Below are 21,108 nucleotides of genomic sequence, written 5' to 3'. Positions count from 1 at the left end.
CGGCGAGCCGAGAGCACGGGACTGCAGTGCCTCCCGGCCATTCGACAGGCCGTCGGCCGCGTAGGCGTCGTGTTCCGGCGCGACCCGGCGTCCCGGTCGTCGTCGGCCGGCCGCCGCATCAGGAAGTCCTCGCTCACCCGGCCGCCCCGTCCACGCCGGGGCGGAGGCCCTCTGCGCGGGCGGCGGCCACCATCCCCGCCCAGGCCTCCACCAGGACCGCCCAGCGCCCGGCGTCCTCCTGCGCCTCGTCCAGGAGCTGCTGCCGCTTCCCGGCCACCACGTCCGCGAGTTCGGCGTACTTGCCGCCCAGCTTGCGGTAGGAGCGGTCCAGGACGTCCAGGCAGTGCTCGTTCCCGGCCCGGTCCCAGTCGACGCTGCCCCGAACCAGGTCGAGGATCGGCTCGACCTTCAGCCCGTGCCGCTCGTCCAGCATCCCGCGGCCGAGGTCGATCATCCCGCCGTAGACCGGGTACAGGTACAGCATCGAGAGCAGGAACTTGACGAAGCGCATCTGGTAGGAGAGGAAGCCGGCGCCGATGCGGCGCTCGGGCGTGTAGTAGTTGACGATGTGGCGGTTGTGGACGACGCCGGGCAGCCGGGCGTGGACCATGGCGTGCAACAGGGCGTAGTCGCTGCCGATGGTCTCGATCGAGGGCAGCAGCGGCAGCACCTCGTAGGCCCGGTGGTCCAGGGCGATGTTGCACATGTAGACGTCCCAGATGTCGGGCACGCCGACGACGGAGTGGTCGGTGGTGAACGGCTCGGAGCCGGCGCCCTTGAAGGAGACGTCCACCATCGCGTCCCTGTCCTCCTCCGACCACACCGGCGGGGTCCACAGACGCACCACGTCGCGGTAGACGGCCGGGTCCATCTCGTGGATCTCGCCGATGTCCACGTTGAGTTCGCCGATGAAGGAGCCACTGACCAGCATCACCGGCTTGTCCGCGTCGGCCGGGTCGAGCTCGGAGCGGGACACGCCGGCCACCGCCTCGCCGGCCGGCCGGCCGATCGAGAGCAGCTCCTGGTGGATCGGGAAGACCTTCCGGCCGTCGATGACCTGGAAGTCGGCGTCGTCGTTGCGCAGGTGCGCCGAGGTGCAGCCCAGGGCGGCCGCGCCCAGGAAGAGCCGGTTGACGCAGGAACCGTACGCGACGGCCCGCGGGAGCATCAGGTCGAGCAGCAGCTCGGGGTCGGGGGCGCCGGAGCGCTCGGCCACCCGGCGCAGGAACTCCCGCTGCTGCGCCTCGCCGAGGTGATGGACGAACACGCCGGGAGTGGGGGCCAGTGACGCCACGGCGTCCGCGTTCTGCGCGAATTCGGCGGCGTCGGTGGTGTCGAGGACGAGGAGGTGCACCTCGACCCCGAAGTTCGCGACGGCGTAGGCCGCCTCCTCGGCGAGGTCCGCGATAGTGCCCGGGCAGGGACGCATGGTGGGCAGGGCGAGGCAGACTCGTTGCATGGTGTGGGATTCTCCGTCTGATCGTCAGATCCATGTGCCCGTCCGAGGATCAAGCCATGGCAATGCCGCATGGACTCGCTCAAAACCGCGGTGAAGTAGTCGAGTTGAGGGCGTCGGTGAGTCCCGAGCGGTGTCAGTGCCGGATCGCGGGGCTCCGCAGGACTCATGTGGACGACCTTGTTTCACCACGGTGGACTAGACCAACTTCGGTGTCAACGGGATGCTTTCGGGGATCGGGCGGCGCATGCCGACACTGCCCGATCGGGCAGGCGCCCCTGCCCTCGCACGGACTTCGGCGGGCTCGCCGGGCGGGTTCCGAGGATGCGGTCCGCGCTTCCCGCGTCCACGAGGTCCGCGCCGGACCGGTATCCGGACCTTCGGGCTCCGATACCGGACACCGCCGATCCGGCCGGGCCGGTACCCGGACACGGGCCGGGACCGTCGACGGACGGCCCCGTCCCGTCATGGGGGCATCGCCCCCATGTTTCCCGCATGTCTCCCGGCGCGCCCCGACGGGCGCACGGCGGTTCGCTCCACGGCTGTGCGGCGCGGGACGGTACGCACGGTGGGCGGCGCCGGGCGGGCGGCGAGGGTCGTGTGCGAGCGGCCGCGCAGGTCGGTGCCGGTCCGGCCCGCGGCCGGGTCGGGAAATCTGGGGGCCCTCACCCGATGCCCGCCGGGCGCTCACCGGTCGATGATCTCTTCCTGTCGGGTACGGGCCAGATCCCCAGGAGGAGCCGATGGGCGAACCGGTGAGAGTCAGCATCGTCGCGCAGGACCCGGTGCTGGAGGCCGGTGCGCGGACCAGCCTGCAGCACCACGGCGACATCGCGGTGGCGCCGCCCGGGGAGCCGGCACAGGTCACGGTCATCATGGTGGACCGGGTGACACCGCAGGTGATGGACATGGTGAGGGCGTCCCGGGAGGCGGACCAGCGCCGGGAGATCGTGCTGGTCGCGACGGAGCTCGCGGCCGGCGACGCGGTCCAGGCGTTCGCGGCCGGCACCCGAGGACTGCTGCGCCGCTCCGAGGCCACCGTGGAGCGGCTGGCGTGGACCGTCGTGGCGGCCGCCGCGGGCGACTGCACGCTCCCGCCGGACCTGCTGGACGGGCTCCTCGAGCACGGGGGCGGCACCCGCCGCTCGGGCGGGGTGGCGGCGCCGGCCGGGTGGGAGCTGTCGGAGCGGGAGCAGGCGGTCCTGCGGCTGGTCGCCGACGGCCGGGAGACCGAGGAGATCGCGCGTGAACTGTGCTACTCGTCCCGCACCGTGACCACCGTCGTGTACGACGTGACCCGGCGGTTCCGACTGCGCAACCGCGCACACGCGGTGGCGTTCGCACTGCGGGCGGGTCTGCTGTGACCGCGACGACGGCGGCCCTCCCCGCCGCGGGACCCAGGGTGCGGGTGCGGTCGAGCGACGCGGTGGCGCGAGCGGCGGTGGAGGCCAAGCTGACGGTCGCGGGGCTCCGTCCGGTCCGTGCGCCGGAGCCGTCGTCGCGGGACGTGCTGGTGGCCGTCGGCGACACCGTGGAGGGCGCGATCGAAGCCTGCCGGCCCGCCCTTCCGGGCAGCGGCGAGCGGCTGTTGGTGGTGGTGGCCGACGTGCTGTCCCGGCACGGAGTGCTGCGGGCGCTGAAGGCGGGCGCGCGGGCCATGCTGCTCTCCGCCGAGGCGACGCCGACGCGACTGGCCGCGGCCGTCCACTCGGCCCACCGCGGCGAGGGCCGGCTCTCCCACCCGGTGCTGGCCTGCCTGCTCAACGGGTCGCCGGAGCCGGCCGGCACCGGCCGGCGCGCGGGCACCCCGCCGCTGACGGACCGCCAGATCGAGGTGTTGCGGCTGATGGCGGACGGGCACGGCAACGAGGCGATCGCCCGGACGCTGTCCTGCTCCAAGCACACCGTCAAGAACGTGATCTACGAGCTGATGGGCCAGCTGCAGGTGCACAACAGGTCCCACGCGGTGGCCCACGCCGTGCGGACCGGGTTGATCTGACCGGCCGGCCGCCCCGGGACGCCGGACCGGGACAAACACGCAGCGCCGCGGCGCCGAGCCTGCCACTCGTTCCCTGGCGCCGTGCCGCGGTCCGGCGGCACGCTGCTCCTGCCCATGTCCGTCCGGCGGGCATGGCCGCCCTCCCTCCACCCGCGGACGCCCGCCCCGAGCGGTCCCCCGCGGGTTCGATCCCTGCCGAGAGGACCCGATGGACATCGCCGAGGACACCCCGAACACCGGCCAGGAGTCTTTGCCGGAGCACGAGTTCAAGATCTTCGAGGAGCTGGAGTCGGAGGTCCGGCTGTACTGCCGCAAGTTCCCGGCCGTCTTCGAGCGGGCCAAGGGCGTCGAGCTGCACGCCGAGGACGGCCGGACGTTCACCGACTTCTTCTGCGGCGCGGGGACGCTCAACTACGGGCACAACAACGACTTCATCAAGGCCCGGGTCGCCGGGTACCTCGCCGCCGACGGCATCGCGCACGGCCTGGACATGTACACCGTGGCCAAGCGGGAGTTCCTGACCGCCTTCGCCGACACCGTGCTGCGGCCCCGCGGGCTGGACTACAAGGCGCAGTTCACCGGCCCGACCGGGACCGACGCCGTGGAGGCCGCGCTCAAGCTCGCCCGCAAGCACACCGGCCGCACCGGCGTGGTCGCGTTCACCGGCGCGTACCACGGCATGTCGCGCGGCTCGCTCGCGGTGACCGGCAGCCGCCGGGCCCGCCGGGCGGGCGGGGTCAGCGGGCAGGACGTCACGTTCATCCCCTACGAGGACGGTCCGCAGGGCCCGTTCGACTCGATCGGATACCTGGAGCGGCTGCTCGCCGACCGGTCCTCGGGCGTCGACCTGCCGGCCGCGGTGATCCTCGAGCCGATGCAGATGGAGGGCGGTGTCTACCCGGCGAGCAGCGCATGGCTGCGGGCCCTGCGCGAACTCACCGAGCGGCACGGGATCCTGCTGATCCTCGACGAGATCCAGTCGGGCTGCGGCCGCTCCGGCCGGTTCTTCTGCTTCGAACACGCCGGGATCGTCCCGGACGTGGTGACGCTGTCCAAGTCGCTCAGCGGCTACGGGCTTCCGCTGTCGATGGTGCTCTTCAAGCGGGAGCTGGACGCCTGGGAGCCCGGTGAGCACACCGGGACCTTCCGCGGCAACCAACTGGCCTTCGTCGCCGCCACCGCGGCCTGCGAGCTGTGGCGACAGGACTCCTTCCACACCCACCTCGCCGCCGCGATCGAACGCCTGGACCGGTTCTGCGGCGAACTGGACGAGCTGGGGCAGGACCTGGTGACGCGCGGATGCGGGATGGCGCTCGGCATCGACCTCGGCGCCTCCGGTGGCCCGCTGCGCGCCGACCGGCTGCAGCGCCACGCCTTCGAGCAGGGGCTGATCGTCGAACTCTGCGGCCGCGACGACGAGGTGGTCAAGCTGCTGCCACCGCTGACCGTCGACCTCGCGCTCCTCGACCGCGGCCTCGACGTGCTGCTGCAGGGCCTGCGAACGATCTGACGGACCTGACGTACCGCCAAGAAAGGAGGACGGAATGTCCCGTCCGCAACACCGCCACCTGATCTCGATCGACGACCTCGGCTTCGAGGAGATGCACCGCATCGTGCAGCGGGGCGCCGACTTCGCGGCCGGTCGCTGCGAGGACGCCCGCCCGCTGCAGGACGCTGTCGTGGGCGTCCTGTTCCGCAAGACCTCCACCCGCACCCGCACCGCCTTCGCGGCCGGAACGCTGCGTCTGGGCGGCCGGTTGATCTCTTACGGCCCCGACGACCTGCAGGAGAACACCGGGGAGACCGTCGAGGACACCGCCGCGGTGCTGTCCCGGATGCTCGACGTCCTGGTGGCCAGGACCGTTGGCAGCGAGGCCGAGCTGCGGGCCTTCGCCGCCCAACGGCGGATGGCCGTCATCAACGCGATGAGCGCCGCCGAGCACCCCACCCAGGCGCTCACCGACCTCACCACGCTGCTCGGCCGGTTCGGGCGGATCGAGGGTCTGCGGGTGCTCTATGTCGGCGAGGGCAACAACACCGCATCGGCGCTGACGTTGGCGCTGTCCCGTTACCCCGGGACGGAGCTGCACCTGCGAACTCCGGGCGGGTACGGGGTCGAGCAGCGCTACCTCGACCGGGCCGCCGAGTACGCGGCGGGCAGCGGCGCGCTGGTGGAGCAGCGGCACGACATGGCCGACCTGCCCCAGGTCGACGTGGTCTACACCACCCGATGGCAGACCACCGGCACGACGAAGCCCGACCCCGACTGGCGGATCGCCTTCGAGCCGTTCCGGGTGGACAAGGCCGTCATGGACGCCACTCCCGATGCGCTGTTCATGCACGACCTGCCCGCGCACCGCGGCGACGAGGTGACCGCCGAGGTGCTCGACGGGCCCGCCTCGATCGCCTTCGAGCAGGCCGAGAACAAGTACCACAGCGCCCGCGCGGTGCTGGAGTGGTGCGTCGGCACCGACCCGGCCGGAGCCGGCCAGGAGTGAGCCCGGCCGAACGGGCCGTCTCCGGAGCCACGGGAGGGCGGCCGGTTCGGCGTGTCCGCGGACGGCGCGGTACGACCACCGGCGGACCGGGCCGCGGGGAGCCGACCTCTCGGTCCGGCCATCAGTCCGTCTGCGCCGTCAGCCGGTCGAGGACCTCGGCGAGCCCCGCGACGTGCGGCGGCTGCAGCACCCCGAGGTGGTCGCCGCCGACCCGGTGGACCTCCAGACCGCCGGGGGTCGGCTCGGTCCGGCGCGCCAGGTGGTCCTGGAAGGGCTGCCCGGAGGCCACGTCGTGCCCGCCGCCCGCGAGTTCGTCGCCGGCCGGCCGGTGCAGCCGCCCCGGGTGGGGCCGGTGCCGGTGGCCGAGGGTGGCCGCCGGGGCGGGCTCGCGCCACACCTTGAGCCGGCCCGCCCGGAAGGGATGGGTCCTGGCCGCCCGGATGGTCCTCCTCGGCGCGCTCCGCCCGCTCCCTCGCGGTGCCGCCGAGTCCGCCCCGAACGCCTGACGCCCGAACGTCCGAACGCCCGCGCCGGTGACATCCACCGGCCGCCAAGGACACAGCGGCAGGGTGCGCATGCTGTTCCTGCTGCCCGTTTGTCTCTTGCCGCCGTTCCCCGGCGCCCGGCAGGCTCGCCCCGTCGCAGTGTCAACCCCGGAGCCAGGAGGGCCGTTGTGGACGAGGAAGCCACCGACACCTGCACGTACCAGGTCGTCGACGACGAGGAGCAGCATGTGATCCGGCTCCCCGACCGCGAACCGCCACCCGACCGGCGGACCGATGGCACCCGTGGTGCCGGTCTCACCGGCGGGGCCCATGCGCATGTCTGACACCGTTCCGGCCGGCGTGCTCCAGACCGTGGGCCGGACGCCGCTGGTCGAGCTGACCAGGATCGACCCGGCCGGCCGCTTCCGCCTCTTCGCCAAGCTGGAGGCGCACAACCCGGGCGGCTCCATCAAGGACCGCTCCGCGCTGGAGCTGTTGCGCGAGGGCATCCGGTCCGGCCGGCTGCTTCCCGGACGGTCGGTCGTCGTCGAGTCCAGCTCGGGCAACCTGGGCATCGGGCTCGCCCAGGTCTGCGGATACTTCGGGATCCGCTTCATCTGCGTGGTGGACCCCCGCGCCAACCGCCAGAACATCGCCGTCATGCGGGCGCTGGGCGCCGAGGTCGAGGTGGTCACCCGGACCGACCCGGTCACCGGCGAGTACCTGCCGGTGCGGATCCGGCGGGTGCGCGAGATCCTCGCCGGGACCGAGCACGCCTACTGGCCGGACCAGTACTCGAACCCGCTCAACCCGCGCTCGCACCACGCGACGATGCGGGAGATCTGCGAGGCCGTTCCCGGCAGCCTGGACTACCTGTTCTGCGCGACCAGTTCGTGCGGAACACTGCGCGGCTGCGCCGAGTACGCGCGGGAGCAGCAGCTCCCGGTCACGCTCGTGGCCGTCGACGCCGAGGGCAGCGTCATCTTCGGGCGAAGGCCCGCACCCCGGCTCATCCCCGGCCACGGCGCCGCCGTCCGGCCGGCGCTCCACCAGGACGGCCTCGCGGACGAAGTGGTGCACGTCAGCGATCTGGACTGCGTGGTCAGCTGCCGGCGGCTGGCGAACCGTGAGGCGATCCTCGCCGGCGGCTCGTCGGGTGCGGTGCTCGCCGCGGTCCGGCGGATGAGCGAGCGGATCCGGCCCGGCGCGACCTGCGCCGTGATCCTCCCCGACCGGGGCGAACGCTACCTCGACACGATCTACAACGACGACTGGGTGACGTCGCACTTCGGTGACGTCACCCACCTGTGGAGGGAGAACAGTCCGGTGGCCGAGGTGACAGCATGCTGATCCTGACAGCCCGAGACGTACGGCAGGTCCTGGACGGTGCGGAGCACCAGGTGGTCGAGGCGGTGAGCCGGGCCTACCGGCTGCACGCGGCCGGCCGGACCGCCGTTCCGCACTCGCTCTTCCTGCGGTTCCCCGAGGAGGCCCGCAACCGGATCATCGCCCTGCCCGCCTACCTCGGGGACACCGGGGACCCCGGGGACCGGAAGCCGGTCGCCGGCATCAAGTGGATCTCGTCCTTCCCGGGCAACCCGGCCTCCGGGCTGGAACGCGCCTCGGCGGCCGTCATCCTCAACTCGATGCGCACCGGCCACCCCGAGGTGCTGCTGGAGGGCTCGGTGATCTCCGCCCGGCGCACCGCGGCCTCCGCTGCGCTCGCTGCCGTGACGCTCGCGCCGCGGGAGCCGCAGACCGGCGTCACGCTGATCGGCTGCGGCGTGATCAACTTCGAGGTGCTCACCTTCCTGCGTGCCCTGCTGCCCGACCTGGCCGAGGTCACCCTGTTCGATCTCGACCCGGCTCGCGCGAAGGCCTTCGCCGAGCGGTGCGCGGCCCGGCTGCCCGGGCTCAAGACCGCCACCGCCGAGCGGATCGAGGACGCCCTGGCGGCCCACCCGCTGGTCTCCCTCGCCACCACCGCGTCCACCCCGCACCTGGACCCCTCCCCCTGCCGGCCCGGGACACTGCTGCTCCACCTGTCCCTGCGCGACCTCACCCCGGAGACCATCCTGTCCAGCGTCAACGTCGTCGATGACGGCGACCACGTGTGCCGCGAGGCCACCTCGTTGCACCTGGCCGAACAGCAGGCCGGTCACCGCGACTTCATCGCCGACTCCATCGGTGCCGTCCTCACCGCCGGCCGCTGCCACCGCGACCCCAAGGCGCTCACGGTCTTCTCGCCCTTCGGCCTGGGCGTCCTCGACCTGGCCGTCGCCGACCTGGTCCACCACCGGGCACAGGAGCAGGGCCTCGGCACCCATGTCCCGGACTTCCTCGCCCCCGGGGCGTAGGAGCGGCAGGTCCGCGGGGGCGAGGGAGACCCCGCCCCCGCGGAACCTCCGGAGACCGGGCACCGCGGGCCGGTCAGTCCCCGCACAGCTCCCGGGCGAGGCGGCACAGCTCCGCGCGGCCCGCACTGCCGGTCTTGTGGAGCAGGCCGGCGATGTGCTTCTCCACCGTGCGGGGCGATATCGACAGCCGCTGGGCGATGTCCTGGTTCCCGAGGCGCTCCACGAGCAGGACGAACACGTCGTACTGGCGCGGCGTCACCCCGCTCGCCCGCAGCGCCTCGGGGATCAACTCCCGCCCGGTGCGCCGCTGTGCGACCGACACGCCCGCCTGCCGGATCAGCGATCGGCAGGCACCGGCGACGGAACGGACGCCGGCCTCGTGGAAGTGCTCCTCGGCAGTGCGCAGCCAGCCGACGGGATCTCCCCAGCCGTCGGCGAGGGCCGCCTCGGCGACCAGGCGCAGCCCGAGGTGCCGGGCAGTCGGGAACCCCCGGGCCGCCTGCACCGCCACCTCCACCCGGGCGACGGCCTGCCCGCCGCGGCCCTCGCGTCCGAGCAGGACGGCGTCGGCGAGCAGGAGGAACTGCCGGTTCCACGCCAGCGCGGAGGCCGGTGCCGCCAGGACCGTCGCGTACGCCGCACGGTCGGCGGTGCCCTCCAGGACGGCGAGCAACGGACCGAGGCCGTGTCGTCCGCTGAGGTAGAACACATTGGGGTGCCGGTCCTCCCAGGCGGCCGCGGCGGCCAGTTCGGCCAGTGCCTGGGCGCGGTTCTCCTCCAGGAGAGCGCAGAAGGCCCGGCACAGGCCGTGCACGACCGGCGTGAGGAAGGAAGCGGAGTCGTCGGCGCGCTCGAAGCGGAGCAGTTCCCGCTCCATCTGGCGCCGCCGGCCCTGGTGGGCGGCGAGGGCTGCCGCCACCAGCAGCAGGTAGCGGTGGATGCCGAGGTTGCGCATCCTGGCACTCGGCTCCAGGCAGCGGTCGATGATCTCCCGGGCGGCCGGGAAGTCGGCGCGCTGCAGGGCGTCCATGGCCAGCAGGCCTTCCGCGTGCTGGGCGAGGATGAGGGCCCCCAGGTCGCGGGCGGCGTCCCTGGCCTCCCGGATCCGACGCGCGTCACCGGTGCGCATGAAGGCGTTCCCGCCGAGCCGCAGCAGTGCCTCCACCCGCCAGACCGGCAGGGTGTGCGCCTCCGCGACGGCGAGCATCCGCTCCAGGCACGCGTCCGCCTCGTCGAAGCCGCGTTCGCGGGCCAAAAGGGCCAGCAACTGCCACGCCTGGCAGGCCACCACGGGGAGCTTCTCGCGCTCGGCGACCTCGGCCGCCTGCCGGGCCAGCCGCTCGGTCTGCGCCGTCGCCCCGCCGTGGCCGGGCAGCAGCGCCAGGTGGCCCTCGACCACGTCGAGGGCGGCGGTCTGGCGGGGATCGCCGGAGCCGTCGAGCTGAGCACGGGCCGCGGCGATCTGCGCCAGGGTGTCGGCGGCGCGCTCGGCGATCACGGCCACCCAGGCGAGCCTGGTGTGCAGGGCGACGCGACGCTCGACGTCCAGCGCGTCGGCCCCGGCATCCGGTAACGACTCGGCCAGGGCGAACACCCGGTCCAGCTGCCCGGCCTCGGCCAGCGCGTAGACCAGCGACTCGACGACGTCGGTGCGGTCGGTCGCCGCAGCCAGCTCATGGGCCCGCTCCAGCAGTTGCACGGCGGTGGTCGAGGCTCCCGCGGCGAGCGTGCGGCGGCCGGCCTCGGCGTAGAGCAGCGCCGCTCCCGGCCCGTCGCCGCCCAACTGCCGCAGGTGCGCGACCAGCTGGCAGTGCCCGTCGGAGAGTGCCGGGTCGGCCGCCAGGATCGCCTCGGCCGCCCGGAGGGCGATCACGGCCCGCTCGGCCGGAGGCAGCCCGGCGAGCAGGGCCTCCGCCGTGAGCGCGTGCCGGAAGGCGTACTGGTCGACGGCGGTGGGATCGGGGACGACGAAGCCCGAGGCGGCCGCCGCGGCCAGGTGATCGAGCAGCAGCCGCGTGCCGTGGCCGGTGATCAGCTTGAGCGTGCCGAGCGAGAAGCCGGTGCCGAGGGTGGCGGCCAGCAGCAGCAGGTCGCGCACCTGGGGATCGAGCTGCTCCAGCCGGTGGCGCAGGCCGCTGATCACGTTGGCCGGAACGGCGGCCGCCAGGTCACCGGTGACCCGCCAGTCGCCGCCGTCCTGGCGCAGCGCCCCGGAGGTGACCATCTCGGCGAGCAACTCCTCGACGAGGTAGGGGATCCCGTTGCTGAAGGTGTTCAGCCGGTCGACCACGGCGGCGGGCACCTGCTCGGCCCGCAGCTCCAGGCAGCCGGCGGCGAGCGCGCCGATCTGGGACATGCCGAGCGGCTCCAGGACGGCCACCGAGGCGACCCGGCGGCGCTCGCCGCCCCGGGCCAGCTCCAGGGCGGTCCCCGGTTCGGGCCGCAGCGTGGCCACCAGGAGGACCGGCAGTCCCGCCAGGTTGTCGACCAGGTAGTCCACCACGGCGATGGTGTCCGAGTCGGCCTCGTGCAGGTCCTCCAGGACGAGCAGGCAGCCGCCGTCCCGGCCGATGACGACCAGCAGCCGCAGCATCGCCTCGGCCAGCTCGACCGCGCTCTCGGGGTAGCCGGGCACGGCGGTGTGCCGCCACTCCGGGATCACCCGGCCCAGGGCCGGACGGTAGGGCTCCAGCTCCGGGTCGTCGGGGACACCGACGACCCGGAAGCGAGAGTTCAACGCCTCGGTGAGCGGGCGGTAGGGGATCCCGGCACTGGTCGGGCTGCCGCGTCCGCGCAGCACGGGCAGGCCCAGCGACTCGGCCCGCCCGGCACAGTCCCCCGCCAGCCGGGACTTGCCGATCCCCGCCTCCCCCGAGAGGAAGACCGCGTGGCCCGCGTTGTGCTGAAGATCGGTCAGGGCGCGCCGGAGCAGGCCGAGTTCGATCTCACGGCCGATGGTCGTCGGGGAAGTGTTGCGCACGTTCGCAGGCTACTGTGCAGGACTTGTGATGAATAGTGATCTCTAGAGGAAGATAACCACGCTCCTTGCACGCGCCCACCGGGCGACCGGCCGGAACCACCTCGAAACGGTCAGTGGTGCTCGTCGGTGACCGGCTGGCTGATGGTGGTCCACTGACTGGTGCTGCGGAACGCCGAGGCCTCGCGCAGCAGCCGGGACCGACGGCCGAGTCCGCCGCCGCTCCGCAGCCGGATCTCACCCGCCGGGTGGTCGCCGGTGGCGCCGGATCCGCTGGTGGGCTGCTTCCGGCGCGGCAGGAGGTCGGTGGTGTTCATGAACGGTTTCCTTTCCACTGCAGACGATCTCGGAGGTCGGCGTCAGATGGTCTCGGAGGTGACCGCGGCCCGGGACGCGAGTCGGGCCGACGGCGGTTCAGGTGTCGGCTCCCGCAGCAGCAGGGCCGACGGGACGCGGTCGGGGAAGCCGAGCCGCAGCAGGCCGTGGCCGCAGCCGGCCAGGCCGGTGAGCAGTCCGGGCGACGCGGTCCCGGCCCGGGCGGCGCGGCGGGGGCCGCGCCGGGCCGCACCGGCGGCCCGGTCCCGCAGCGCCGAACGGTCAGGCGTCCGGTGCAGCAACTCCAGTGCGCCCCACTCGCCGTGACACAGGCTGTGATCAGGTAACGGTCCGGTGCCGGCGAGACGTCCGACCACCTCGGCGACGGTCTCGGCGAGCCCGGGGTCCGCCATCGCCTCGGCCCGGTCGGCGACCGCCAGCGCCACCCCGGCCGAGCCCGTGCACCAGGAGAGGTCCACCCCGGTGGACGGCAGCGCGGCCACGGCCGAACGCAGGGCGGCCAGTCCCGTCCGGCGGTACCGCTCGCCGCCCCCGGCGGCGGCGAAGCCGAGCAGCGCCCAGCCCACCCCGGCGGCGCCGGTGGCGAAGCCCGGCGCCGCCGGGACGGGCGCGGCGGCGAGCCGGTCGGCGCAGGCGCCCGCGCCGCGCCGGAGCTCGGCCGACGGACTCACGCGGTGCGCGGCCAGCAGCGCGACCAGGCCGCCCGCCGTGCCGTCGAGCACACCGGTCGGCTGCTCGACCCCGGCGGCCCGGACGGTCAGGGCGGCCGCCGGATCGATCAGGGCGCGCACCCCGGCGTCGTCCAGGGCGGCTGCCACGCCGGTGAGTGCGTACAGGATGCCGCCGAGCCCGGTGAAGCCGCCCGAGCCGACCGCGGCGAGGTCCTCGTCCGGGAGCGCGGCGAGCCGTTCGAGCAGCTCCGGCACCGGCTGCAGAGCGGCCAGCGCCGTGCCGGCGTAGCGGTCCGCGCCGGTGACCGCGGCCAGTTGGGCGAGGAACAGTGCGACGCCCGTGTACCCGTGCCCCAGGTCGGCACCGCAGGGCCCCAGCCTGCGGTACCGCTCGCCGAGCGGTTCCACGCCCAGCCAGTTAGCCCGCCCCCGCCCCCGGTGGGCCCGCCCGACCAGCAGGTCGCCGAGCTCCCGGGCGGCGCCGAGCACCCGCCCCGGAGCGGGCGGTTCGCCCGGTTCGGCGGCGCGCGGGCCGGGCACGGCGGCGGGATGGGCCGCTTTCGCGGCACGGCAGGCCAGCGACGCCCGGATGATCCGCTCCTGCCCGGCGAGGCCGGCCTCGTCCATCGCCGCGAGGCGGTCCGTCACCCGGGCCAGTCCGGGGCGGTCGAGGGCGCCGGGGATGCGGGTGCCGGTGCCGCTCCACAGGTCGACGCGGCCCGGCCGGGCGGTGAACACCGGCACGTCGCCGTCCCCCAGTTCGGCGACCTCGTGGTCGAGCAGTCCCGGCCAGCCCCGGTCGTCCACCGCGTCCGTACCGAGCAGTCGCAGCAGCGCCTCCCGGTCGGCCGGCTCCCGCAGCACGTCGGGGTGGGTGGCCTCGACGAGGACCGTCGCGTAGACCTGGGTCGCCCGGGTGACCACGCGGACCTCGTCGTCGGCGAAGCGGCGCAGAAGGCCGGCCAGCTCCTGCCGGTCCGTCAGGATCGCGTGGTAGCCGGCGCGGAAGCCGGCCACCAGCGCCTCGGCGTGGGCGGCGGGCTCGGCTTCGGCGCCGTCCAGCCGGGGGCGGTTGTCGCCGGCGGGGACCGAGCCGGGCCGGCGCACCAGCCGCATCTCGTCGGTGCCGGCGGCCTCCCAGCCGATCGCCTCCAGCGGCGAGCGGTGGTCGGTGCCGCCTCCGAGGCCGGAGAGGTCGAGCGCGGCCTCGTCCCCGAGCATCAGTTGGGGCAACAGGCCGGTCCGCTGGACGGACTCGTCCAGCGCACGGCCCGCCGGGTCGGCGGCGGCGGGGTCCTCGGGCGAGGGCGGGTGGAAGAGCGTCTCGACGTCCACCGGCACCGGGTGGTCGCCGCAGGCGATCAGGTTCTCGTGGTGCAGGTCGGTGAGGTCGAGGACGTGGGCGATGGCGAGCAGCGCGCCCTGGCGCCGGTAGAACCGGTCCAGTTCGGCCGGGCAGGCGCAGGGTCCGGCCTCGATGAACTCCGACCAGCCGTATCCCGGACGGGTCAGCAGGGCGGGCGTGCGCAACACGGGCGTCCCGGGGCGGGTGTTGAACCAGTCGACCAGTTCGCCGAAGTGGTGGTCGGCCGCGAGCGGGCGGGGCTTGTAGACGAGCCGGCTGCCGTCGGCGAAGCCCAGTACGGCGACCCGTCGGCCGCCCCGGTGCGCGTCACCGGTGGTCCGGTCCACGGCGGCCAAGGGCCCCGGGTCGCGTCCGGCCAGCAGCCGGGCGACCAGTTCGGTGCGGTCGGCGGTGTACCGGGTGAGCAGTTCGGCCATGGCCGCGACGGCGTTCACGCAGGAACGGCCGACCAGCAGGGCCAGCACCGGGTACTCGGCGAACAACCGGGCCAGGCCGGCCCGGGTGCCGGTGGTGGCGACGAAGTCGCGGAACCTGGCCGGCGGGGTCGCGCCCGCCAGTCGCCCCTCCACCCTGGCCACCCGGAGCTCCAGCACCAGCGCGCGGGCCGCCAGACCGCCCAGTGCGGCGGCCGTCCTCGCGGTGAACTCCGCCACAATCTGCGGTAGTTCGGCCGACCGGCCGACCGCCGGGTCGAGCGCGGCGAGCAGCCGCCGCGCGGCCAGGCCGGCGAACGGCGCGAGCACGACGGCGAAGCCGGCCGTCCCGGGCAGCGGCCCGGACGGCAGGACCGGGTCGCCGGGTGCGGCGGCGAGAGCAGCCTCGACGAACTCGGCCGGGTCGAGGTGCTGCGGGCCCGGGGACTGCGCCGGCGCGAGGGCCGGCGACCACCGGGACGGGGCGGTCGCCTCCCCTGCTGCGAGCGTACTGTCACCGATCACGGCGCAGAGCCTGTCAGTCCGCCCGGTGGCGGCGCAAGAGATGGGAACCAGCCGGAATTACCCTACCGGGGGACGGCGTTGAGGGTATCCGGCGCACCTCGTCCCCGGAGGCGCCGGCATCGGTGCCGGGTACGAGGAGGAGTCCGGATTCCGCCCCGACCACGGCAGCCCGCCCGGGCATTACGCCAAGATCGGACGGGAGGTCCACGCGGCACTCACGGCCCTCTGCGCCTTCGCGGCCCGAGCGCCTCCTGACTTCCGTTGACCATCCGCACTCAGGGCCGGCCACACGGCATCCGTCGCCGAGTCGGCATGCGGGCAGCATGCTGCGCCTGTGACGGTGCGTAGTAGAGAAGGACTGGCAGTCCTTGCCGCGGGCCGACTGCGTGATCCTCGGCCGGTTCTTCCCTATGGCGGCCGGACCGCTGCGAGACAGGCTTTCACCAGGGCGCCGGAAGGCAGGCGCCGGCCGAGCGGGAGGAGAGCGGAATGGCTGACGAGGACACCGACGGGCGCACCTATCTCGTGGTCCGGAACGACGAGGAGCAGTACTCGATCTGGCTCGCGGACCGGGAGGTCCCGCTGGGTTGGCACCGGGAGGGCACCGAGGGTCCCCGGCAGGCGTGCCTGGACCACATCGACTCGATCTGGACGGACATGCGTCCGCTCAGCCTGCGCCGGCGCATGGAGCAGGAGAGCCGGCCCGCATGAGCACCCAGGCTGGCCGCGCCGCGCCGCCGCTGCCCGGGCAGTGCGTGCACGATCGGTTCGCGGAGCGGGCGAACGACGCGCCGGAGGCCGTGGCCCTGGAGTGCGGCGGCCGGCGGCTGACCTACGCCGAGCTGGACGCCAGGGCCGGCCAGGTGGCCCACCTGTTGCGCGGGCGCGGCGTGCGGCCCGGCGCCGCGGTGGCAGTGTGCGCGCAACGGGACCTGGAGGTGCTGGTCGCGCTGCTGGGCGTGCTCAAGGCGGGCGGCCACTACCTGCCGCTGGACCCGGACTACCCGGCCGAGCGGTTGGAGTTCATGCTCGCCGACTCCGGCACCCGGTTGCTGCTGGTCCAGCCGGAGTTCGCCGACCGGTTCGCCGGCGCCCCGGGCCTGGACACCGTCCTGATGGACCGGGACTGGTCGGCCGCGTCCGAGCTTCCCACCAGTACGCCGGCGGCCGGGGCCCGGCCCGACGACCTGGCGTACGTGATGTACACCTCCGGGTCCACGGGCCGCCCCAAGGGGGTCGAGGTCACCCATCGCAACATCATGCGGCTGGTCCACGAGGCCGACTACGCGGACCTCGACCCGGGGCAGGTGATGCTGATGCTCGCCCCGCTGTCCTTCGACGCCTCGACCTTCGAGCTGTGGGGCGCGCTGTGCAACGGCGCCAGGGTGGCCGTGCTCCCGCAGGGCGTGCCGACCGCGGCCTCGATCGAGCAGGCGGTGCGGCGCCACGGTGTCACCGTGCTGTTCATGGCCGCCGGGCTGTTCCAGCACGTGGTGCGCACCCGCCCCGGTGCGCTGGCGGGGGTGCGCCAGGTGCTGGTGGGCGGCGACACGCCACCGCCCGCCGAGGTGCGGACGGTGCTCGAGTTGGGCGTGGAGGTCGTCAACGCCTACGGGCCGACCGAGTGCACGACGTTCAGCTGCGCCCGGCGCGGCGTCACCGTCGCCGAGACCCGGGGGAACATCCCCATCGGCGGCGGCATCGTCCGCACCGACACGTACGTGGTGGACGAGGCGTACCAGGAGACGCCGGCCGGGGTGGCCGGGGAGCTGCTGATCGGCGGCCCGGGGGTCGCCCGCGGCTACCTCGGCCGGCCGGCCCTCACCGCCGAGCGCTTCGTCCCCGACCCGTTCGGCACCGCGCCCGGTGCCCGGCTGTACCGGACCGGGGACCTGGCCAGCCGGGACGCCGACGGCGTGCTGCACTACCTCGGCCGGCGCGACCAGCAGGTCAAGATCCTCGGCCACCGCGTGGAACTCGGCGAGATCGAGGTCGTGTTGGGCAATCACCCCGAAGTGCGAGGGGCCGCGGCCGCCGTCCGGACGACCCCGAACGGGGACAAGCAGCTGGTCGGCTACGTGCTGTCGGACACCCTCGGCCCGGCGGCCGACGGGCAGCTGCAGGACTATCTGCGCGAACGGTTGCCGGACTTCCTGGTCCCCACCGCCTGGGTGCGGCTGACGGAGTTCCCGCTGACGCCCAACGGCAAGCTGGACCGCTCGGCGCTCCCGGCGCCGGTGGCCGGCGGTGACGGCCCGGGGCTCGCCCCGCGCACACCCCTCGAGCAGGCCGTCGCCGAGGTCTGGACCGAACTGCTCAAGGTGGCCGCGATCGGCGTGCACGACGACTTCTTCGGGCTGGGCGGAAACTCCCTGCTGGCCACCCAGGCCGCCGTGCTGCTCCAGGAGCGGTTCCCCGTCGACCTCCCCGTGAACGTGGTGTTCAGCGCACCCACCGTCGCGTTGCTCACCGAGGAGGTCCATCGCGCGATCGCCGAGCATGTCGCGCAGCTGTCCGACACAGAGGTGGAGTCCATGTTGTCTCAGGAGCGTGAGGGATGAGCACACCCCTGACCGGTCCCGCTTCGGAAAGCCCCGCCGACCAGCGGCAGGCCCTGATCGAGAGCCTGCTGCGCGCGGGCGGCCGCAGCGCCCGGACCTCCGACACCATCCCCCGGGTGCCGCGGGACCGGCCGCTGCCGCTGTCGTCCGCCCAGCAGCGGATCTGGCTGGTGGAGAGCCTGCGCCCAGGCACCACCGAGTACGTGGTGCCGGTCGGGTGGGAGCTGCGCGGACCGCTGGACGTGGCGGCGCTGCGCGCCGCGCTGGCGCAGGTCGTGGCGCGGCACGAGGTGCTGCGCACCCGCTATCTGGCGGTCGGCGACGAGGTGAGTCAACTCGTGCTTCCTGAAGACGAGTTGGACTTCGAGACGGTGAACCTCGGCGAGCTTCCCGCCGACGCCCGGGCAACCCGGCTGGACGAACTCGTGGAGCGCCAGGCCCGCACGCCGTTCGACCTCGGCGGCCGGGGCCCGCTGCGGGTCCGGCTGGGCCGGTTCACCGCGGAGCACCACGCGCTGGTCCTGATGGTGCACCACATCGCCTTCGACGGCTGGTCCATCGGCGTGCTGGCCGCCGAACTCGGCGCGCTCTACCCGGCGTTCGCCGATGGCCGGGCCGATCCGCTGCCGGAACTCCCGGTGCAGTACGCGGACTTCGCCGCATGGCAGCGCGAGGCGCACTCCGGCACCGCACTCTCCGGCCAACTGGATTACTGGCGGGAGAAGTTGGCTGGATCGACCGCGCTGGAGCTGGCCACCGACCGGCCCCGACCGGCGGCCTTCGACCCGGCCGGCGCCACCCTGTCGTTCACCGTGCCGGCCGAGATCGCCGAGCCGCTGATCGCCTGGGGGCGGTCCCGGGGCGCGACACCGTTCATGGTGCTGCTGGCCGCGTTCCAGCTGCTGCTGTCCCAGCACGCCGGCCGCACCGACGTCACCGTGGGCACCCCGGTCGCCGGCCGCGCCCGGGCCGAAGTGCGGGACCTGCTGGGCTTCTTCGTCAACACCCTGGTGCTGCGCACCGACCTGTCCGGCGAGCCGACCTTCGAGGAGGTCGTCGGCCGGGTCCGGGAGACGGCACTGGGGGCGTACGCGCACCAGGACGTGCCGTTCGAGCGGCTGGTGGACGAGCTGGCACCTGCGCGCGACCTGTCCCGCAACCCGCTGTTCCAGACCATGTTCTCGCTGCACGACTCGGACACCGCCGCGGAGTTCAGTGGGGCCGGGGTGCGGGCCACTGCGCTGACGACGCCCTGGCACAGCGCCAAGTTCGACCTGATGCTGCAACTCACCCAGCAGTCCGACGGTTCGCTGTCAGGCGTGGTCGAGTACGCCACGGAGCTCTTCGAACGGGAGAGCATGGCGGTGCTGGCCGAGCACTTCACCACGCTGCTGGGCGTGGCCGCCCGCGATCCGAAGGCCGTCGTGACGGGGACTTCGCTGCTCTCGCAGCGCGAGCGCGGCCTGCTGGAGGGGTGGAACGAGACCTCGGTGGTGTACCCGCAGGGCGAGGTGCTGCACGACCTTGTCGCGCGGCAGGCCGCCCGCACCCCGGCGGCCGTGGCCGTGCGGTTCGAGGAACAGCAGCTCGAATACCGCGAGTTGGACGCCCGTGCCGAGCAGCTGGCGCGGCGGCTGCGGGCCGCCGGGGTGGGGCCGGAGACCGTGGTGGCCGTCTGCCTGCACCGCGGCCTGGAGCTGCCGGTGGCGCTGCTGGCCGTGCTCAAGGCGGGTGGCGCCTACCTGCCGCTGGATCCCGGCTACCCCGCCCAGCGCCTGGGCTACATGCTGGACGACTCCGCGGCCCCGGTGGTGCTGAGTACCGCGGAGCTCGCCGCGACCCTGCCGCCGCACCGGGCCCAGGTCCTGCTGGTCGACGAGGAGGCCGCCACCGCGGAGACCCCCGCGGGGGCCGGGGCGACTACCCGGGTGGACCCGCTGCACCCGGCCTACGTCATCTACACCTCGGGCTCGACCGGCCGGCCCAAGGCCGTGGTCACCCCCCACGAGGGCATCGTGAACCGGCTGCGCTGGATGCAGGACACCTACGGGCTCACCGGCACCGACCACGTCCTGCACAAGACGCCGTACAGCTTCGACGTCTCCGTCTGGGAGCTGTTCTGGCCGCTGACGACCGGCGCGACCCTGGTCGTGGCCCGGCCCGACGGCCATGGCGACCCCGAGTACCTCGCCCGGACCATCAGCCGTCACGAGATCACCGCCCTGCACTTCGTCCCCGCCATGCTCCGGGCGTTCCTGACCGCGCTGCCCCCTGGCACCCCGCTGGGGCCCTTGCGCCTGGTGCTGTGCAGCGGCGAGGCGCTGCCCGACGACCTCGCCGCCGCCTTCCACCGGCACCCCGCCACCGGCCGCGTCCAGCTGCACAACCTCTACGGCCCGACCGAGGCCTCCATCGACGTCACGGCCACCGCGTGCCCGCCCGGCGAGCACGTCACCATCGGCACCCCGGTCGCCAACACCCGGGTCCACGTGCTGGACCGCGACTTCGCGCCGCAACCGCTGAACGTCCCGGGTCAGCTCGCCCTGGCCGGCGTCCAGCTGGCCCGCGGTTACCTGGGACGCCCTGCGCTGACCGCCGAGCGCTTCGTTCCCGACCCCGACCCCCGCCACCCCGGCCGTCGGCTCTACCTCACCGGGGACCTGGCCCGGCGCAACCCCGACGGCACCGTCACCTACCTGGGCCGCAGCGACCACCAGGTCAAGCTGCACGGGCACCGGATCGAACTCGGCGAGGTCGAGACCGCGTTGCGGGAACACCCACTGGTCGCCGACGCCGCGGCCGCCGTCCAGGGCGATCCCGGCCAGGAGCGGCTCACCGCCCACCTCGTGCCCGCCGACCCCGACGCCGTCCCGGATCCCGCCGACCTGCGAGCCTGGATGCGCCGCCTGCTGCCCGACCACATGGTCCCCAGCGCCTGGGCCACCCTTGCCGGGCTCCCGCTGACCCCGAACGGCAAGCTCGACCGCCGGCTGCTGCCGCTGGTCGAACCGGACGGCGGGGCACAGGAGTTCGTCGATCCCCGCAGCGAAGGCGAGCGGACGGTGGCGAGCGCTTGGCGTGAGGTCCTCGGAGTGGAACGGGTCGGCGCGCACGACAACTTCTTCGACCTCGGCGGCCACTCCCTGCTGGCCAGCCGGATCACCCTGCGGCTGCGCGGGACGACCGGCCGGGAGGTGCCGGTACGGGCGCTCTTCGACCATTCGACGGTGGCCGAACTGGCCGCCGCGCTGCCCGGCTACCCCGAGCTGTCCGCTGCAGTCGCGCTCCCCCTGCCGGGCACCCGCCGGCTGCGCCGGTAGGACACCCGACGGGCGATGGTCAGCGCGCTGGACGGCATCCGCGCGCAACCGCCTGCCGGTTCGGTCTGCGCGGTCGTCCTCCACGCGAGCCGACCACGGCGTTCACCGCCTTCGTCGACGCCGCCACCACGCGGCCCGGCCTGC

15 protein-coding genes are annotated in these 21,108 nt (G+C 74.0%); 10 read left to right on the top strand and 5 right to left on the bottom strand.

Annotated elements, in window-relative coordinates:
* Nucleotides 1-133: 133 nt before the first annotated feature.
* Complete coding sequence (locus tag ACZ5WK_RS14235; RefSeq protein WP_465547615.1) at nucleotides 134-1,459, bottom strand: DUF6271 family protein; 1,326 nt, start codon at nucleotides 1,457-1,459, stop codon at nucleotides 134-136.
* Between the two features lie 740 nt (nucleotides 1,460-2,199).
* On the opposite strand from ACZ5WK_RS14235, the gene ACZ5WK_RS14230 reads away from it, so the two are divergent.
* From ACZ5WK_RS14230 to ACZ5WK_RS14215, 4 genes are all read left to right on the top strand, one after another.
* The gene (locus ACZ5WK_RS14230; protein WP_465547614.1) at nucleotides 2,200-2,820 is read left to right on the top strand and encodes a helix-turn-helix transcriptional regulator; all 621 of its coding nucleotides are present in this window, start codon (nucleotides 2,200-2,202) and stop codon (nucleotides 2,818-2,820) included.
* Complete coding sequence (locus ACZ5WK_RS14225) at nucleotides 2,817-3,455, top strand: helix-turn-helix transcriptional regulator (RefSeq protein ID WP_465547613.1); 639 nt, start codon at nucleotides 2,817-2,819, stop codon at nucleotides 3,453-3,455. The genes ACZ5WK_RS14230 and ACZ5WK_RS14225 overlap by 4 nt, the downstream gene beginning before the upstream one ends.
* Nucleotides 3,456-3,663: 208 nt before the next feature.
* The gene (ectB, locus tag ACZ5WK_RS14220) at nucleotides 3,664-4,965 is read left to right on the top strand and encodes a diaminobutyrate--2-oxoglutarate transaminase (protein WP_465547612.1); all 1,302 of its coding nucleotides are present in this window, start codon (nucleotides 3,664-3,666) and stop codon (nucleotides 4,963-4,965) included.
* Between the two features lie 34 nt (nucleotides 4,966-4,999).
* Complete coding sequence (locus ACZ5WK_RS14215; protein WP_465547611.1) at nucleotides 5,000-5,953, top strand: ornithine carbamoyltransferase; 954 nt, start codon at nucleotides 5,000-5,002, stop codon at nucleotides 5,951-5,953.
* A 121-nt stretch (nucleotides 5,954-6,074) separates the two neighbouring features.
* Here the strand turns inward: ACZ5WK_RS14215 and ACZ5WK_RS14210 are convergent, their stop codons facing one another.
* Nucleotides 6,075-6,350 (bottom strand): hypothetical protein, encoded by a 276-nt coding sequence (locus tag ACZ5WK_RS14210; protein ID WP_465547610.1) that lies wholly within the window; start codon nucleotides 6,348-6,350, stop codon nucleotides 6,075-6,077.
* A gap of 276 nt (nucleotides 6,351-6,626) precedes the next feature.
* On the opposite strand from ACZ5WK_RS14210, the gene ACZ5WK_RS14205 reads away from it, so the two are divergent.
* The 3 genes from ACZ5WK_RS14205 to sbnB are packed head-to-tail and all read left to right on the top strand — an operon-like array spanning nucleotide 6,627 to nucleotide 8,795.
* Entirely contained in the window at nucleotides 6,627-6,782 is a 156-nt protein-coding gene (locus ACZ5WK_RS14205; RefSeq protein WP_465547609.1) for a hypothetical protein, read from the top strand.
* Nucleotides 6,775-7,788, top strand: coding sequence for a 2,3-diaminopropionate biosynthesis protein SbnA (gene sbnA, locus ACZ5WK_RS14200; protein WP_465547608.1), 1,014 nt, complete (start codon nucleotides 6,775-6,777; stop codon nucleotides 7,786-7,788). Before ACZ5WK_RS14205 ends, sbnA begins: the two co-directional genes overlap by 8 nt.
* Nucleotides 7,782-8,795 (top strand): 2,3-diaminopropionate biosynthesis protein SbnB, encoded by a 1,014-nt coding sequence (gene sbnB / locus ACZ5WK_RS14195; RefSeq protein WP_465547607.1) that lies wholly within the window; start codon nucleotides 7,782-7,784, stop codon nucleotides 8,793-8,795. Before sbnA ends, sbnB begins: the two co-directional genes overlap by 7 nt.
* Nucleotides 8,796-8,868: 73 nt before the next feature.
* On the opposite strand, the gene ACZ5WK_RS14190 is transcribed toward sbnB, so the two are convergent.
* The 3 genes from ACZ5WK_RS14190 to ACZ5WK_RS14180 all read right to left on the bottom strand — a co-directional run bounded on the left by ACZ5WK_RS14190 (nucleotide 8,869) and on the right by ACZ5WK_RS14180 (nucleotide 15,083).
* On the bottom strand, nucleotides 8,869-11,775 hold the full coding sequence (locus ACZ5WK_RS14190) for a helix-turn-helix transcriptional regulator (RefSeq protein ID WP_465547606.1): 2,907 nt from the start codon (nucleotides 11,773-11,775) through the stop codon (nucleotides 8,869-8,871).
* A 110-nt stretch (nucleotides 11,776-11,885) separates the two neighbouring features.
* Nucleotides 11,886-12,089 carry a hypothetical protein gene (locus ACZ5WK_RS14185; protein WP_405363419.1) on the bottom strand — a complete coding sequence of 68 codons (204 nt, stop codon included), beginning with the start codon at nucleotides 12,087-12,089 and terminating at the stop codon, nucleotides 11,886-11,888.
* A 42-nt stretch (nucleotides 12,090-12,131) separates the two neighbouring features.
* The gene (locus ACZ5WK_RS14180) at nucleotides 12,132-15,083 is read right to left on the bottom strand and encodes a type 2 lanthipeptide synthetase LanM family protein (protein ID WP_465547605.1); all 2,952 of its coding nucleotides are present in this window, start codon (nucleotides 15,081-15,083) and stop codon (nucleotides 12,132-12,134) included.
* Nucleotides 15,084-15,572: 489 nt separating this feature from the next.
* Between ACZ5WK_RS14180 and ACZ5WK_RS14175 the strand changes: the two genes are divergently transcribed.
* From ACZ5WK_RS14175 to ACZ5WK_RS14165, 3 genes are read left to right on the top strand one after another with little or no spacing between them, the layout of a single operon-like run.
* Nucleotides 15,573-15,794 carry an MbtH family protein gene (locus tag ACZ5WK_RS14175; RefSeq protein WP_465547604.1) on the top strand — a complete coding sequence of 74 codons (222 nt, stop codon included), beginning with the start codon at nucleotides 15,573-15,575 and terminating at the stop codon, nucleotides 15,792-15,794.
* Entirely contained in the window at nucleotides 15,791-17,644 is a 1,854-nt protein-coding gene (locus ACZ5WK_RS14170) for an amino acid adenylation domain-containing protein (RefSeq protein ID WP_465547603.1), read from the top strand. Before ACZ5WK_RS14175 ends, ACZ5WK_RS14170 begins: the two co-directional genes overlap by 4 nt.
* Nucleotides 17,641-20,964, top strand: coding sequence for an amino acid adenylation domain-containing protein (locus ACZ5WK_RS14165; protein WP_465547602.1), 3,324 nt, complete (start codon nucleotides 17,641-17,643; stop codon nucleotides 20,962-20,964). Before ACZ5WK_RS14170 ends, ACZ5WK_RS14165 begins: the two co-directional genes overlap by 4 nt.
* The last annotated feature ends 144 nt before the right edge of the window (nucleotides 20,965-21,108 follow it).

This window comes from Kitasatospora sp. NPDC032757, from assembly GCF_055579305.1.
This window is presented reverse-complemented; position numbering and strand designations above follow the sequence as displayed.

What these genes read in the sequence shown, in the direction of transcription:
- ACZ5WK_RS14235 (WP_465547615.1), bottom strand. Translation starts at nt 1,459, where the DNA reads ATGCAACGAGTCTGCCTCGCCCTGCCCACCATGCGTCCCTGCCCGGGC.
- ACZ5WK_RS14230 (WP_465547614.1), top strand. Translation starts at nt 2,200, where the DNA reads ATGGGCGAACCGGTGAGAGTCAGCATCGTCGCGCAGGACCCGGTGCTG.
- ectB (WP_465547612.1), top strand. Translation starts at nt 3,664, where the DNA reads ATGGACATCGCCGAGGACACCCCGAACACCGGCCAGGAGTCTTTGCCG.
- ACZ5WK_RS14215 (WP_465547611.1), top strand. Translation starts at nt 5,000, where the DNA reads ATGTCCCGTCCGCAACACCGCCACCTGATCTCGATCGACGACCTCGGC.
- sbnA (WP_465547608.1), top strand. Translation starts at nt 6,775, where the DNA reads ATGTCTGACACCGTTCCGGCCGGCGTGCTCCAGACCGTGGGCCGGACG.
- sbnB (WP_465547607.1), top strand. Translation starts at nt 7,782, where the DNA reads ATGCTGATCCTGACAGCCCGAGACGTACGGCAGGTCCTGGACGGTGCG.
- ACZ5WK_RS14185 (WP_405363419.1), bottom strand. Translation starts at nt 12,089, where the DNA reads ATGAACACCACCGACCTCCTGCCGCGCCGGAAGCAGCCCACCAGCGGA.
- ACZ5WK_RS14175 (WP_465547604.1), top strand. Translation starts at nt 15,573, where the DNA reads ATGGCTGACGAGGACACCGACGGGCGCACCTATCTCGTGGTCCGGAAC.
- ACZ5WK_RS14170 (WP_465547603.1), top strand. Translation starts at nt 15,791, where the DNA reads ATGAGCACCCAGGCTGGCCGCGCCGCGCCGCCGCTGCCCGGGCAGTGC.
- ACZ5WK_RS14165 (WP_465547602.1), top strand. Translation starts at nt 17,641, where the DNA reads ATGAGCACACCCCTGACCGGTCCCGCTTCGGAAAGCCCCGCCGACCAG.